Here is a 14,562-nt window from a genome sequence, read left to right on the forward strand (position 1 = left end):
CCGGCCGTCGAACGTGTCTCGGCCGGTCCTTGAGGCGAAGGCGCGTATCATGCCCTCTCCGGACCTTTCGTCCCGAACCGTACCCTCCGCGAGGAGCGTCTGCCGCCGCCTCTGGCCGGGGGATGCCGCCGCCGTGCGGGCCCATTTCCTGCGCCTCGACCCCGACGCCCGCGCCAGCCGGTTCATGGCCGCCCTCGGAGACGCCGCGGTGGCGGCCCATGCCGAGCGCGCGATGCAGGCGCCGGGCCTGATGTTCGGCGTCTTCGTCGACGACGCGCTGCGGGGCCTTGCCGAGTTGCGCCCGCTCGGCCGTGAGGGGCTGGCCGGCCGGTTCGGCGCACGCGCCGAGGGTGCGCTCGCGGTCGAGCGGGGTTTTCGATGCGCCGGCCACGGCGGGCTGCTGCTGGAGCGGCTGGCGGAGGCCGCGCGCAACCGCGGCGTGCGCGAGCTCCATCTGCGCTGTCTGCCGGTGAACGGGGCGATGCGGCGACTGGCCGCCCGCCTCGGCGCGGAGGTTCGGTTGCGCGACGGCGAGAGCGAGGCGGCGCTTCGCCTCACCCGGCCGACGCCGCTCTCGCTCTGGCGCGAGGGCGTGGAAGGCTTGCTCGATCTGGGGCTTGCCGTCGCCGCACCCGCATCGTTGCCGCGGGCGGCGTGAGGATGACCGTCAGGCCGCGTCGATCACCGTCACGCGGGCGAAGCCTTCCGCTTGCGTCGGCGGCTCGAACAGGCGCTCGACGGAGCGGATGCTCGCCTCCGGCACGATCCGGTCGGCACGCCGCATCGCATTGCGGGCCAGGGCCACGGTCAGGGGAACGCGGATCCAGACCGCCTCGACCGGGATCCCCTGCCGGGTGGCCTGGATCAGGATCGGCCGCCGGTGCCGCATGCCGGGCAGGGCCGCATCGAAATAGAGCGTGTCGGCATCGGCGTCCTGCGCCGCGACCCAAGTGGACTTGCCGGCTCCCTGGAGACCGCACACCACGACGATCCGTCGGGGTGGGGCCGGTCCCGTCAACCGCGCCTCGAGCCGAGCGAAGGCGGTGCGCCAAGCCTCGGCGCTGCGCTCGGGCGTCCAGACGCGGGCGCCCTCGGTTTCGAGGAAACTGTCCGGATCGATGACATGCTGATCCGGCACGGTCTCCTCAGGCAGCCTCGCCGGGCCATGCGACGATCCGGTCGACATACTCGTCTTCCGAAAACTCCTCCTCGTTGCCCGAGACGCGCCCGCGCACCGAGATGCCGGCCTCGTGGACGCTGGCCTTTCGCCCCGTGATCAGCGGATGCCAGCCCGGTAGGTCGCGGCCCTCGCGCAGGAGGCGGTAGGCGCAGGTCGGCGGCAGCCACGGAATCTCGCGCACCGCCTGCGGGGTTAGCCGCACGCAGTCCGGCACGCGTTTCGCCCGGTTGCGGTAGTCGCGGCAGCGGCAGGCATGGGCGTCGAGCAGGGTGCAGCCGATATCGGTGTGGTGAATCTCGCCCGTATCGTCGTCCTCGAGCTTCAGGAGGCAGCAACGACCGCAGCCGTCGCACAGGCTCTCCCACTCCGCCGGGTTCATCTGTTCGAGGGTCTTGACCCGCCAGAACGGCCCCTCGCCGCGCTCCGCCATGATGTCGGCGCCTCGCTTCTCTCGTGTTCGTTCCATTCCGGGATGGCCTCTCCTGCCGCATGGCGGAAGAACGGGCAAGCGCGACGGCGCTTTGGCCCCATCTTCGGCCACACGCTCGCCCGGATCGGCGGCGAGGCTGGATCGCCGACGCGCCCGTTAAGGTTAAATGAACATCAACGCGTCCGGGTCGGGCGCTTGGCCCCGGCCTCGCGTTCCTTAACGGACACGAAAGCTCGCGGGCCCGCCCCTGTCCTGATACAGAACGGCAGGAGCATCGCGCGGACGTCCGGTGCCTCTACGGCCGGCCCTGAAGGTAAGAGAAGCGGATCACCCCGTGCGCCTGCCCAGCCTCAAGACGCTGAAGACACGGCTCTCCCGTGGGGCGCTGGCGTTCGACGCCTGGGTCAATGCCGGGCTCTACGAGGGCGGTCACTCCACCACCGAGGCCTACGAGCGCTTCCAGGCGCGCATGCAGGTCTTCGCCTTCCGCGGCTGGAAGCGCGTCCTGCTCGATCTGACGAGCGAGGGCGTCACGGTGGGGGCGGCGGGGGCGATGGTCCTGCTGTTCCTGGCGCAACCCGCCTTCAACCTCACCAGCGACAACTGGCTCAAGGCCCAGGATCTGGCCGTCACCTTCCTCGACCGCTACGGCACCGAAGTCGGGCGGCGCGGCATCAAGCACGACGATTCGCTCAAGTTCGACGACTTCCCCGAGCTGATGATCAAGGCGCTGCTGTCCACCGAGGACCGGCGCTTCTACGAGCATTACGGCATCGACCCGATCGGCACCGCCCGCGCGCTGGTGTCGAACTCGAGCGGAAAGGGCGGCACACAGGGCGGCTCGACCCTGACGCAGCAGCTCGCCAAGAACCTGTTTCTCTCCAACGAGCGCTCGCTGGAGCGCAAGGTGAACGAGGCGTTCCTGGCCTTCTGGTTGGAGAGCCACCTCACCAAGAACCAGATCCTCAAGCTCTATCTCGACCGCGCCTATATGGGCGGCGGCACCTTCGGCGCGGTGGCGGCGGCCGACTATTATTTCGGCAAGCGCCTGCAGGACGTGACGCTGGCGGAGGCCGCGATGCTGGCGGGCCTGTTCAAGGCCCCGACCAAGTACTCGCCCAACGTCAACCTGCCCGCCGCCCGCGGCCGGGCCGTGGACGTGCTGCACAACATGGTCGAAGCCGGCTTCGTCACCGAAGGGCAGATCCAGACGGCGTTGCGCAACCCCGCCACCCCGGTGACCCGCACCCGCGACATCACCGCCGACTACTATCTCGACTGGGCCTTCAACGAGGTGAAGCGGATGGCGGATGCGGGCAAGCTCCGCAACGACCGCGTGCTCACCGTCAAGACGCCCCTCGACCTCTCGATCCAGAAGTCGGCCGACCAGGCGGTCGAGGGCATGCTGCGGCGCCTGGGCGACCAGTACGACGTGGACGAGGCCGGCGTCGTCATCCTCGATCCCGACGGGGCCTTGCGCGCCATGGTCGGCGGTGCCGATTACGGCGAGAGCCAGTTCAACCGCGCCACCGATGCGCTGCGCCAGCCCGGCTCCTCGTTCAAGCCCTACGTCTACGCCGCGGCCCTCGCCTCGGGCCTGTTCAAGCCGGACACGCCCGTGGTCGATTCGCCGGTCTGCGTCGGCAATTGGTGCCCGCAGAATTACGGCCGCTCCTACTCCGGCCGCCAGCCGATGTGGCTCGCGGTGGCGAAATCGGTCAACACGATCCCGATCAAGGTCACCACCGCCATCGGCAAGGGAATGGGCATCACCCACGAGTGGAACGCCGCCAAGGCGGGCCGCGCCAAGATCATCCAGCTCGCCAAGGCGATGGGCGTGACGACCCCGCTCACCGATACGCCCTCGCTGCCCATCGGTGCGACCGAGGTGACGGTGATGGATCAGGCGGCGGGCTTTGCCGTGTTCGCCAACGGGGGGCGGCTCGCCAAGCCCTACGCCGCGGTCGAGGTGAAGAATTCGAGCGGCGAAGTGATCTACCGCCACGCCGACGAGGCGCCGGTGCAGGTGCTCTCGTCCCAGGTGACGGCCGACATGAACTACATGCTCAACAAGGTCGTCGAGGAGGGCACCGCGCGCAAGGCCCAGATCGAGGGCGTGAAGGTGGCGGGCAAGACCGGCACCACCAACGGCTACCGCGATGCGTGGTTCGTCGGCTACACCGGCAATTATGTCGGCGCCGTCTGGTACGGCAACGACGACCACAGCCCGACCAACAAGATGACCGGCGGTTCGCTTCCCGCGATGACGTGGCACGAGATCATGGCGCCCGCCCACCAGGGCATCGAGCTGAAGCCGATGCCGGGCCTGAACGACCGCAAGGGCAGCCCGCAGGTCGCCCAGACCGAGACCGCGGCCGCCGCCGCGAGCGCGGGCGGACGCCTGTCGCGTCGCTCGTTCGAGGTGTTGTCGGGCCTCAACGGCCTGTTCCGTAGCGTCGAGGCCGACCGCTCGGCGGCGACGCAGGCCCCGAGCGGCGGCCCGGCCCGCCAGGGTTCCCTCGGAGGCCAGAAGGTGCCCGGCCTCGCTCCCGTGGACGTCGCCGAGGGCGCCCGCGCCGCCGGCTTCGGCACACCTTAAGCGCCGCCCGCATGGACATGCAGGCACCGAACGGAGCCGGCAGGGGCGCCGACCCCTCGGCCGGAGCGCCCGCGCGGCGGGGGCGGCGCCTCGGCGCGCTCCTGTGGGGGGCGACCTCGCGCAGCGCGCGGGTCGGGCTCGTGGTCTACGCCCTGGCGCTCGGCGGCGTGCTCGGCCTCGTCACCGCCGATTACGCCACCAGCGGCGGCTATCCCTTCGGCGGCACCCCGATCGGAAGCTGGACGGCGTGGCCCAAGGCCGGCTCCCTCGATGCCGACCCCTATACCCGGGCGGTCAACGCGCGGCGCGGCGACATCCCGCTGGCCGTCGGAGAGGGCATGCTGCTGACGGCGTCGGCCGACGATGACGGCCGGACGCTGGACGCGACCTGCACCTATCGCCTGTCCGGCGTCACGCCTCCGGCCCGCGCCTGGACCGTGACCGTCACCGGCCGCGGCGCCGCCGAGCAGGCGCCGATGCGCGACAGCTTCACCTCCACCGAGATCCTGCGCGACGCCGACGGCCAGTTCGCGATCCTGCTCTCCCCGCAAGTCCAGCCGGGCAACTGGCTACCGATGCCGCGCCCGCGCGGGCCGGTGCGGCTGGCGCTGCGCCTCTACGACACGCCGGTCGCCGCGAGCGTCAGTTCCCTCGACCGCGACAGCCTGCCGGCGATCGAGCGGGTGGGATGCGCCCGATGAAACGCGGCCCCTTCCTCCTCGCCACCGCCGCCGGGCTGGTGATCGCGGGCCTCGTCCATGTGGCCACCGTGCTCGCCATCCCGCGCTTCGCCGAGGGCGATGCCTTCTTCCGGGCCCAGGCCTCCGAGACCCTCGACCATCCCCTTCGCATCCACGGCCTGGCCGGGGATGCCCCGCTGTCGGAATCCTGGCTGCCCAACCCCGATCCCGCGGTGTCGGTCGGCGTCTGCTCCTACGATCTCGACGACGGGCCGATGCGGGTCTCGGCCCAGGCCGGCCCGCTGATGCTCTCGGTCTCGGTCCATGCCCGCCGCGGGGCCTTCTACGCGCTGACCGATCAGGCGGCGGTGCGCGGCGGCCTCGACCTCGTGGTGATGACCCGCGCCCAGTACGACGAGGCGCTGGCCAACGACGTGGCCGGCGAGGTGACCCGCGACGTGCGCATCGTCGCCCCCGCCCGCCGCGGCTTCGCGGTGGTGCGCGTCATTGCCGCGCTGCCGAGCCAGCGCGCCGCCGCCGACGCGGCCGTCCAGGCGGTCGGCTGCACCATCGACAGCCCGGCCGAGCCGACGGAAGACGGGAAGGGCTGAGGCGCCGCAGCCTATAACCTCCCCCCTCTGCGGGGGAGGGGGCCCGCGGAGCGGGCGGGAGAGGGGAGCGACGGTTCCGGATGGTTCGGAGCCAGCCCCTCACCCGCCCCCTTCGGAGCCACCCTCTCCCGCGGAGGGGAGAGGGGACGCAGCGGCTTTCGTATGCGCCTATACTGCTCCGGTTCCGGGCTCGTCGCCCACGCACAAAGAAACCGGACGCGCCCATGGACGACCACACCGAGTTCTGGTTCGCGGCGGGCATCGTCGGGATCGCCCTGGTCCTCTCGGCCTTCTTCGCGGGCGCCGAGACCGCCTACACCGCCGCCTCGCGGGCCCGGATGCTGGCGCTCGAGAATGCGGGCAGCCGGCAGGCGGGAATCGTCAATCGGATCCTGGCCGGGCGCGAGCGGTTCATCGGCGCGATGCTGATCGGCTACAACGTCGTCGCCATTGGGGCCGCCGCCTTCACCACCGGCGTCGCCGTCCACGTGTTCGGCAAGATCGGCGTGCTCTACGCCACCGCGGCGCTCTCGGTGCTGGTCATTGCCTTCGCGCAGGTGCTGCCCAAGACGCTGGCGATCAACAACGCCGACCGGATCGCCCTCGCCTCGGCGCGCCCCGTCGCCTTCGCGGTCGGCCTCCTCGGGCCGCTGGCGCTCGCGGTCGAGGCCCTGGTGCGGATGCTCCTGCGCCCGCTCGGGCTGTCGATCGATGCCGGCCGCTCGATCCTCACCCCCATTGAGGAGATCAGGGGGCAGGTCGCCCTGCTCCACCGCGAGGGCGGCGTCGAGAAGGCGCAGCGCGACATGCTCGGCGGCCTGCTCGATCTCGGCGAACTGACGGTGGCCGACGTGATGGTCCACCGCACCAAGATGCGCACCATCGATGCGGGGCTTCCCTCGGAGGAGGTCGTGCGGGCGGTGCTGGCCTCGCCCTATACCCGCATGCCGCTGTGGCGCGACGGCCACGAGAACATCGTCGGCGTGCTCCACGCCAAGGACCTCCTGCGGGCGCTCGATGCCGCGGGCGGCGAGGCGGCGGGCCTGAAGGTCGAGGCGCTGGCGCTGGAGACGTGGTTCGTGCCCGGCACGACGACGCTGCGGGACCAGCTCAAGGCGTTCCTGTCTCGAAAAACCCACTTCGCGCTCGTCGTCGACGAGTACGGCGAGGTGATGGGCCTCGTGACGCTGGAGGACATCCTGGAGGAGATCGTCGGCGACATCGCCGACGAGCACGACATCGCGGTCTCAGGGTTACGCCCGCAGGCGGACGGCTCGGTGCTGGCCGAGGGCAGCGTGGCGGTGCGCGACCTCAACCGGGCGATGGACTGGACCCTGCCCGACGACGAGGCCACCACGGTGGCCGGCCTCGTCATCCACGAGGCCCGCGCCATCCCCGATGCCGGCACCGCCTTCAACTTCCACGGCTTCCGCTTCCAGGTGCTGCGCAAGGCGCGCAACCGCATCACCTCGCTGCGCATCACCCCGCAGGCGCCGTCGCCGCGACGGGACGCCTGAGCCGCATCGCTGCGCTCCCCCTTACCGTTGCATCCAAGCCATCCTTTGGAGGGGGGGTTGGGCTGCGCACAGTTCGATTGTGCCCTGCTGGATGTTCCTCTAATGTCCGTGGCCTAGGTCTGTCGCACGCTGTCGTGCCGCGCGATCATCCCGGATCGAGGCGTTGCGCGTCACGGGCCGGGTGCGTTCCGGCTTCATCGTGTGCGCGGGGAAACCGATTCGCCGTCAGCGGGTTGGCGCGTCCGTAAGGCCGACCATATCTGAGGCGGTTCGCCGCCCGCGCCCAGCCGCGTCCGGCTCATCGATTGAGGGGACGGCGCGGATTGGGTGGAGCGCGCATCGAGGATGGACCATGAGTGACCCGGGCCGGGACGACCCGCAACGGTTGGACAACCAGCTCTGCTTCGCCGTCTACGCAGCGGCGCACGCTTTCGGCCGCGCCTACCGCAATCTGCTGGCGCATCACGAACTGACCTATCCGCAATACCTCGTACTGCTGGTGCTGTGGGAAGAGGAGGGCCTGTCGGTCAAGGAGATCGGCGGCCGGCTCTTCCTCGATTCCGGCACGCTCACGCCGCTCCTGAAGCGGCTGGAGGCGTCGGGCCATGTCCGGCGCGCCCGCGACCGGCCGGACGAGCGGCAGGTCAGCATCTTCCTCACGGACAAAGGCCGCGGCCTCAAGGGGAAGATGGATTGCCTGCCTCTGACGGTCGGCGGCATGACCGGGATGAGCATGGAGCAGCGGCGCGCCCTGCTCGAGAGTCTCGCCGACATGCGCGAGGCGCTCCATGCCGGCGCGGCCGGGACCGAGGTCGCGGCCGTCTGAGATCGCCGGCATGGAAAAGCCGCCCGGAGGCGGCTTCCCATGCGTCGAACCCGTCGCAGGGGCCCGAAAGACGATCGCCGGCTTTCGGGCCCCTGCGTTCTTTCAGATCAGGACTTGGTCTTGAGGTAGGCGATGATGTCGTCGACCTTCTTGGGGTCCTTGATGCCGGGGAACACCATCTTGGTACCCGGAACCTTCTTCTTCGGGTCGGTGAGCCACTCCTTGAGGTTGGCCTCGTCCCAGGTGATGCCCGAGTTCTTCAGCGCCTCGGAGAAGGCGTAGCCGTCGCGGCCCTGGCCGGCCTTCTCGCCGACGACGCCCTTGAGCTGCGGGCCGACGCCGTTCTTCTCGAAGTTGTGGCAAGACTTGCAGGGCGCGAACGCCTTCTCGCCGGCGGCGGCGTCGCCCTCGGCCTGGGCGGCGACGGGCAGGAGCAGCGCGAGGGCGGCGCCGAGGATCAGATGACGCATTGTGGGTTTCCTCCTAGGGTGCGGCCGGGTCGCGGCGCGCGTGTGCAGAGGTTTCGTTCCTGAGACGGACCCGCACGGCTCTGAGGCCATGCGGCTCCTAGACTTCACTCAACCTCCGCACGGTCCAAGCGAAGCCGGGAAGTCCCGGCCGAAGGGCCGGGCTTCCAATTGAAAATGCAATCAGGACTTGGACTTGAGGTAGGCGATGACGTCCTCGACCTTCTTCTCGTCCTTCAGGCCCGGATAGGCCATCTTGGTGCCCTTCACCTTGTTGGAGGCCGGGCCGATCAGCCACTCCTTGAGGTTGGCTTCGTCCCAGGTGATTCCGGAATCCTTGAGCGCCTGCGAGTAGCCGTAGCCCTCGGCCGAAGCGGCCTTGCGGCCGACGACGCCCTTGAGGTTCGGGCCGACGCCGTTCTTCTCGAAGTTGTGGCAGGCCTTGCACGGTGCGAACGCCTTCTCGCCCGCGGCGGCGTCGCCCTCGGCTCGAGCGGCGATCGGCATCAGCGCCGCCAGGGCGGCGACGAGGATGAGGTGACGCATCGTGTTCCTTCCTCCGTGGGAGCGGCGTGCGCCGCCCCGCATGCGGCAGGGCCTGCCTGCCTTAGAACAGATATAGACTAAGCTGTGCCACCGTCCAGTCGAGCTGACGTCGTCTAACGCGTCTCCCGCCCGTTCCGGTTCCTGGCCGGTTGCGGCGGTGAGGCGCCGTGCGCCGCGCCGGATTTCGCGTTAGACTCGTCACTCGTCTGCGCCCGATCCTCGCCGGGCGCGGCTGAAGCGGAGCTGAAGATCCGCGGGCCGATCCGGTGAGAATCCAGAAACGGCGCGCGCCCGAAATGTGGAGACGCCGCCCATGTCGATCGCCTTTCCCGCCCCCGATGCCGGCGTCGTCGCCCGCCGCGAGGCGATCGTCGAGGGGCTCGCCGCCCTCGTCGCCCCGGAGGCCCTGGTGACGACCGAGGACGAGCGCCGCGCCTTCGAGACCGACGGGCTGACCGCCTACCGCAAGATGCCGCTGGCTGTGGTGCTGCCCTCGACCACCGCGGAGGTCTCGGCGGTGATGGCGTTCTGCCACGCCAACGGCGTGCCCGTGGTGGCGCGCGGAGCCGGCACCTCGCTGGCCGGCGGGGCCATCGCCCAGGAGGACGCGGTCATCCTCGGCGTCGGCAAGATGACCCGCATCCTCGATCTCGATTTCGCCAACCGCACTGCGCGGGTCGAGGCCGGGATCACCAACCTCGCGATCTCGGGCGCGGTGGCGCATGAGGGCTTCTTCTACGCCCCCGACCCGTCGAGCCAGCTCGCCTGCACCATCGCCGGCAACATCGCCATGAATTCCGGCGGGGCGCATTGCCTGAAATACGGCGTGACGACGAACAACCTCATGGGCGTCACGCTGGTGACCAACGACGGCACCGTGGTCGAACTCGGCGGCCAGCATCTCGACGCGCCGGGCTACGACCTGCTCGGCCTGATCTGCGGCTCGGAAGGTCAACTCGGCATCGTCACGGAAGCCACCGTGCGCATCCTGCGGTCGGCGGAGGGCGCGCGGCCCGCGCTCGTCGGCTTCTCCTCGGTGGAGGATGCCGGCGCCTGCACCGCGGCGATCATCGCGGCGGGCATCATCCCGGTCGCCATCGAGTACATGGACCGCGAGGCGATCCTGATCACCGACGACTTTTCCGGCGCCGGCTACCCGCGCGATGCGGCCGCGATGCTGATCATCGAGGTCGAGGGCTCGGACGAGGAATGCACCGACATGCTGGCCCGGATCGAGGCCATCGCGGCGCGCTTCAACCCGACCAGCATCCGCGTCTCGAAGTCCGAGGCCGAGTCGGCGGCGATCTGGAAGGGCCGCAAATCCGCCTTCGGCGCCACGGGACGCATCTCCGACTACATCTGCATGGACGGCACGATCCCGACCGGCCAGCTCGGCCCGGTTCTGGAGCGCATCGGCGCGATCTGCGCCGAGCAGGGCCTGCGCGTCGCCAACGTGTTCCACGCGGGCGACGGCAACCTGCACCCGCTGATCCTGTTCGACATCAACAAGCCGGGCGAATTGCAGAAGGCGGAGGCCGCGGGCGACGCGATTCTCAAGCTCTGCGTCGAGGTCGGCGGCTGCCTCACGGGCGAGCACGGCGTCGGCATCGAGAAGCGCGAGCTGATGCGCTTCCAGTACGCGCAAGCCGACCTCGAACAGCAGATGCGCGTGCGCAACGTGTTCGACCCCGCCTGGCTGATGAACCCGGCCAAGGTGTTTCCGCTGGAGGGCCGGGTGGCGGCATAGGGCTTCGCCGAATGCCCCGCTACTTCTTCCACACCCGCATCGGCGCCGACACCCTCCTCGACGAGGAGGGGATCGACCTGCGCGACGCCGACCATGCGTGGCGCGTCGCCCGGGCGACGATCGCGGAGAGCCTCGCCGAGGAGCCCGACACGGCCCGGTTGATGAGCGCGAGCCTGATCGTGGCGGACGCGGACGGCGAGACCGTGTTCGAGTTTCCCTTCTTGGAAGTCGTCACTGCGCCGCCCGGAGACGCCGAGACCCTGCACTGACGAGGGCGCTCGGAATCGTCCCGGATTGCGGTCCAAGACGGTCTCCAGGGTACTGTGCCGCATTGCTTGACCAGCCGGTGGGCACCTCATCAGGCCGATGCGCTACTCCTCTGGCCCCAACCGCTCGCAGCGGAACGCCCCATAGCCGTCCCGCGCCAGCCGCTCGGCGAGCGCAGGCAGGAAGAGCTCGGCTTCCGCCGCGAGCGTCCAGGGCGGGTTGATGACGATCAATCCGGTGCCGGAGAGTCGCGTCGGGTCGTCGGGCCGCGCGATCATCAGGTCGAGGCGTAAGCCCGGCCGCTCCAGGCCCGCATCGAGCGCGGCGGCCATGCGGTCGACGCCCGAGAGATCCTTGATCGGGTACCACCCCAGAAAGACGCCGGTCGGCCATTTGCGGGCGGCCTTGAGCAGGCTCGCGCCCAGGCGATCGATCTCGCCGCGCTCCTCGTAGGGCGGATCGATCAGCACGAGGCCGCGGCGTTCGGGGGGCGGGATCAGCGCGTTGAGCGCGGTCCAGCCATCGAGATGCATCACCTTGGTGCGCGAATCTCTGGCGTAGCGCTCGGCCAGCGTGCCGGCATCGACGGGGTGGAGTTCCACGAACACGCCCTTGTCGCCCGCCCGCAGGGCCTCGCGGATGATCGCGGGCGAACCCGGATAGATCGTGGCGCCGTAGCGCGCCTTCACCGCCGCGACCGCCTCGCGATAGGGGGCGATCAGCGCCTCGACCTCGGGGGCGAAGGGCGCGTCGAGCCGGCCGAAGCCGTCGTGCCACTCGCCGGTGCGCCCGGCCTCGTCGGCCTCGAGATCGTAGAGGCCGATCCCCGCATGGGTGTCGATGGCGCGGTAGGGCTTGGCCTTGGCGGCGAGATGCGCGAGCACGCGGGTCAGCACGAGGTGCTTGAGCACATCCGCGAAATTGCCGGCGTGGAAGGCGTGACGGTAGTTCAGGGCGGGCTCCCGGGCGCGTGAGCCCGCCGCTTATCAGGAAAGACGCGCTGGCGTCAGCGCGCCGCCTCGATCGTCACCTCGCCGGCGCGGCAATTCTGGCGCGCCACCTCCGGGCAGGGGGCGAAGCCGCGCAGGTCCTTCGAGAAGCAGATCCGCACCTCCTGCAACTGGCCGCGGCGGCAGGTCACCGCCATCATGTCCGGGCGCAGGCCCTTGTTGGCGGCCACGAACTGGCGGGCGATGTCGATCGGCGCCGCGCGGATCGTGCCGTCCGGCTTGTTGAGCGCGTCGGGGATCGTCACCGCCGTGCGGGCGGCCTTCACCGCCTTGAAGTAAGCGACGGGATCGAGGCCCGAGCAGGTGCCGTGGGTGCGCCATTCGTGGCGGGCGAGCCCCTCGCTCGGCATCACCTCGCCCGCGGCATCGATGGCGTTGCGGGTGAGCGGGCGCTCGACCGCGGAGCAGTTCGAGGGGAAGCCGCGGTCGTATTGCGGCCACAGCCCATGGACGACGAAGCCGAGGCCGCGGCCCGGCGCGCATTGGCCGTCGCGGTCGCGGCGCGCGCCCTCGCCGTCGCAATAGGTCGGCGACCAAGACAGTGCCAACACGTAGAAGTCGAAGCTGCCGGGCTCCCCGCCGCCGCGCCGGAACCCGCCGAAATCCTGCGCGCCCGCAACTGACGAGAGCGTCAGCCCGAGGGTGAGCGCGGCAAGCGAACGGCGGAGCATGGCGGTCTCGGAGAAAGCGCGGGGCGGTTCCCCGGACGATGCCGGGCGTGGGCCGCAAGTCAAGCTTGTACTCTGAGCCGCCCGCGCTTTTCCGATCACGTCCTTATGGCCGGGCCATCCGGCAGGCGGTGGCGTAGGCGTAGGCGAGGTTGCGGTCGAGGCCGTGGACGCAGAAATCGACGCCCCAGGTCGCGCCGATGATGCCGAGGCTCTCGCGCACCGAGTAATCGACCTTGCGGCGCACCCCGTCCGAGGTGGTGGCGACCGCCGAGCAGTAGCGGCGCGGGATGAAGTCGACGCCGTAGGGGCGCCAGGCCGTGCGCTCGATCCGCTCGTAGGAGAGGATCGTCAGCGACGAGTTCCAGAACTTCGCCTCCTTCTCGGCGAACTGGGTCGAGACCTTCTCCAGCACCGCCGTGTCCTGGCAGCCGGGGATGTCGGCGTCGTAGGGGAAGGTCTGCTCCTCGGCCGGCGAGATTTCTTCGCGGCCGGAGCGGGCGAAGGCCGGGTGCACGGCCGAGACCGTGACGAGGCCCAGCGCCAGGACGGCGAGGGGAAGGTTCGGGCGCATGCCGCTCAGATCCGCCTGTTGAGAATGGCGAAAGACGATGCCGGGTGCCGGCCGCAAGTCAAGCTTGCGCCGCCGGGCGGCGTTCGTTTTGGCCGCCGTTGGGGCTTGGGGGGCACACCGGCGGCTCGGCCGCCCCTATCGCGACTTCGGCAGCGGGCGGCTGACGAAGGCTGAGCCCGCCAGCAGGAAACGCCACGGCGTGTCGGCCCCCTTGGTGATGCCGATGCGGGTGGTCGCCGCGACGCTCACCGGCCCCTCGGGCGCTCCCCAAGCGAACGGCATCCGGTCGAGCGGCAGGCCATCATACAGAGAATCGATGCCAAGTGCCTGGGCGAGGCGGCCGGGGCCGGCGCAGAGGCGCCGCGGATCGGCGAGGCCGCGGCGGGCCCGCATGGTGTCGAGGCCCTGCGTCGGGGCGAGGGCGCGGAGCAGCACGGCGCTGCCGGGTTCGCAGACGAGGTTGAGGCACCAGTGCAGGCCGTAGCTGCGGTAGACGTAGGCGCGGCCCGGCGGCCCGAACATGCTGGCGTTGCGCTTCGTCGGCCCCGAGAAGCTGTGGGAGGCCGGATCGGTGCGGTCGTAGGCCTCGGTCTCGACGATGGCGCCGCCGACGCCCTCGACCAGCAGGACGTGGCCGATCAGCTCGGCCGCGACGGTCGCGGCCGGGCGCTCGAAGAAGGCGGCGTCCATCCGCCCCCCTCAGGATGCCTTGCGCGTGGAGAACTCCGCCCGCGCGCGGGCGATGCCGGCGGGGCCGAGATCGAGGGCGAGCCGCACCGCCTCCTCCAGCAGCGCCTGGGGCGTCGTCCCGGCCCGGTCGGCGGCGCGGGTGAGCGCCCCGACGAGATCGGAGGGGAGGGCGACCGGCGTGGTCTTCTGCACAAGGCTCGCCGTCGTCGGGGCGGGGGGCGTGGCGGACGCCGACGCCGTCGCGGAGACGGAGGACGCCGCGGTGGCGGTCGAGGACGAAGCGCTCGACACGCCCGTCAGCGCCGCGCGGCGCCCCTGCGCGGCGAGGCGGTCGGCGCGCTCGTTGCCGGCCTCGCCCGCATGGCCCCGCACCCAGGTCCAGCGCACGTCGCGGGCGGCGGCGAGGGCGTCGAGGCGCTGCATCAGGTCGATGTTCTTCACGGGGCCGGTGGCGGTGCGCCAGCCGCGGGCCTTCCAGCCGCGCATCCATTCGGTGACGGATTTGACCACGTACTGGCTGTCGCAGCGCATCTCGATCTGCGCCCCCTCGGGGAAATGTTCGAGGGCGCTGATCGCGGCGGTCAACTCCATGCGGTTGTTGGTGGTGGCGCGCTCGCCGCCGCACAGCTCGACGGTGCCGGTGGGCGCCTGGATCACGACGCCCCAGCCGCCGGGGCCGGGATTGGGATCGCAGCCGCCATCCGCGTAGACGATGGTTCGCATGGGTGCCTGGGCGTTTCGGGGTCGGGT

General features: G+C 70.7%; 17 protein-coding genes. 8 read left to right on the forward strand and 9 right to left on the reverse strand.

The genetic code is table 11. The features are described from left to right. The first annotated feature begins 133 nt into the window (after window positions 1-133). Complete coding sequence (locus tag BM140_RS03270) at window positions 134-658, forward strand: GNAT family N-acetyltransferase (protein WP_244535268.1); 525 nt, start codon at window positions 134-136, stop codon at window positions 656-658. Window positions 659-667: 9 nt separating this feature from the next. On the opposite strand, the gene BM140_RS03275 is transcribed toward BM140_RS03270, so the two are convergent. Then, window positions 668-1,138, reverse strand: coding sequence for a kinase (locus BM140_RS03275; RefSeq protein WP_091942674.1), 471 nt, complete (start codon window positions 1,136-1,138; stop codon window positions 668-670). A gap of 7 nt (window positions 1,139-1,145) precedes the next feature. Continuing rightward, a complete protein-coding gene (locus tag BM140_RS03280) occupies window positions 1,146-1,610 on the reverse strand; it encodes a YcgN family cysteine cluster protein (protein WP_091941953.1) in 465 nt (154 codons plus the stop codon). A gap of 334 nt (window positions 1,611-1,944) precedes the next feature. Here BM140_RS03280 and BM140_RS03285 point away from each other — a divergent pair, with 334 nt between their 5' ends. The 5 genes from BM140_RS03285 (at window position 1,945) to BM140_RS03305 (ending at window position 7,843) form a co-directional block, all read left to right on the forward strand. Then, on the forward strand, window positions 1,945-4,209 hold the full coding sequence (locus BM140_RS03285; protein WP_091941955.1) for a transglycosylase domain-containing protein: 2,265 nt from the start codon (window positions 1,945-1,947) through the stop codon (window positions 4,207-4,209). Between the two features lie 11 nt (window positions 4,210-4,220). Then, complete coding sequence (locus tag BM140_RS03290; RefSeq protein ID WP_091941957.1) at window positions 4,221-4,910, forward strand: DUF1214 domain-containing protein; 690 nt, start codon at window positions 4,221-4,223, stop codon at window positions 4,908-4,910. After that, complete coding sequence (locus tag BM140_RS03295; RefSeq protein WP_425287038.1) at window positions 4,907-5,500, forward strand: DUF1254 domain-containing protein; 594 nt, start codon at window positions 4,907-4,909, stop codon at window positions 5,498-5,500. Before BM140_RS03290 ends, BM140_RS03295 begins: the two co-directional genes overlap by 4 nt. A gap of 224 nt (window positions 5,501-5,724) precedes the next feature. Next, window positions 5,725-7,017, forward strand: a complete 1,293-nt coding sequence (locus BM140_RS03300) for an HlyC/CorC family transporter (protein WP_091941961.1) — start codon at window positions 5,725-5,727, stop codon at window positions 7,015-7,017. A gap of 352 nt (window positions 7,018-7,369) precedes the next feature. Next, a complete protein-coding gene (locus BM140_RS03305) occupies window positions 7,370-7,843 on the forward strand; it encodes a MarR family winged helix-turn-helix transcriptional regulator (protein ID WP_091941963.1) in 474 nt (157 codons plus the stop codon). A 107-nt stretch (window positions 7,844-7,950) separates the two neighbouring features. Here BM140_RS03305 and BM140_RS03310 read toward each other — a convergent pair whose 3' ends face one another. Both BM140_RS03310 and BM140_RS03315 read right to left on the reverse strand, forming a co-directional pair. Next, window positions 7,951-8,313 (reverse strand): c-type cytochrome, encoded by a 363-nt coding sequence (locus BM140_RS03310; RefSeq protein ID WP_091941965.1) that lies wholly within the window; start codon window positions 8,311-8,313, stop codon window positions 7,951-7,953. A 180-nt stretch (window positions 8,314-8,493) separates the two neighbouring features. Next, window positions 8,494-8,856, reverse strand: a complete 363-nt coding sequence (locus BM140_RS03315; RefSeq protein WP_091941967.1) for a c-type cytochrome — start codon at window positions 8,854-8,856, stop codon at window positions 8,494-8,496. Between the two features lie 313 nt (window positions 8,857-9,169). On the opposite strand from BM140_RS03315, the gene BM140_RS03320 reads away from it, so the two are divergent. Next, on the forward strand, window positions 9,170-10,603 hold the full coding sequence (locus tag BM140_RS03320; RefSeq protein ID WP_091941969.1) for an FAD-linked oxidase C-terminal domain-containing protein: 1,434 nt from the start codon (window positions 9,170-9,172) through the stop codon (window positions 10,601-10,603). Window positions 10,604-10,614: 11 nt separating this feature from the next. Next, the gene (locus BM140_RS03325; RefSeq protein WP_091941971.1) at window positions 10,615-10,872 is read left to right on the forward strand and encodes a DUF6894 family protein; all 258 of its coding nucleotides are present in this window, start codon (window positions 10,615-10,617) and stop codon (window positions 10,870-10,872) included. Between the two features lie 102 nt (window positions 10,873-10,974). Here the strand turns inward: BM140_RS03325 and BM140_RS03330 are convergent, their stop codons facing one another. The 5 genes from BM140_RS03330 to rnhA form a co-directional block, all read right to left on the reverse strand. Continuing rightward, on the reverse strand, window positions 10,975-11,781 hold the full coding sequence (locus BM140_RS03330; RefSeq protein ID WP_091941973.1) for a 23S rRNA (adenine(2030)-N(6))-methyltransferase RlmJ: 807 nt from the start codon (window positions 11,779-11,781) through the stop codon (window positions 10,975-10,977). 95 nt (window positions 11,782-11,876) lie between these two features. Continuing rightward, a complete protein-coding gene (locus tag BM140_RS03335; RefSeq protein WP_091941974.1) occupies window positions 11,877-12,551 on the reverse strand; it encodes a ribonuclease T2 family protein in 675 nt (224 codons plus the stop codon). Window positions 12,552-12,654: 103 nt separating this feature from the next. Beyond that, window positions 12,655-13,122 (reverse strand): hypothetical protein, encoded by a 468-nt coding sequence (locus BM140_RS03340; protein WP_091942676.1) that lies wholly within the window; start codon window positions 13,120-13,122, stop codon window positions 12,655-12,657. Between the two features lie 135 nt (window positions 13,123-13,257). Then, a complete protein-coding gene (locus tag BM140_RS03345) occupies window positions 13,258-13,812 on the reverse strand; it encodes a DNA-3-methyladenine glycosylase (protein WP_091941976.1) in 555 nt (184 codons plus the stop codon). A gap of 9 nt (window positions 13,813-13,821) precedes the next feature. Next, the gene (rnhA, locus tag BM140_RS03350) at window positions 13,822-14,535 is read right to left on the reverse strand and encodes a ribonuclease HI (RefSeq protein ID WP_091941978.1); all 714 of its coding nucleotides are present in this window, start codon (window positions 14,533-14,535) and stop codon (window positions 13,822-13,824) included. Between the last annotated feature and the right edge of the window lie 27 nt (window positions 14,536-14,562).

Origin of the sequence: Methylorubrum salsuginis (assembly GCF_900114375.1) — a bacterium.
Taxonomy (GTDB): domain Bacteria; phylum Pseudomonadota; class Alphaproteobacteria; order Rhizobiales; family Beijerinckiaceae; genus Methylobacterium; species Methylobacterium salsuginis.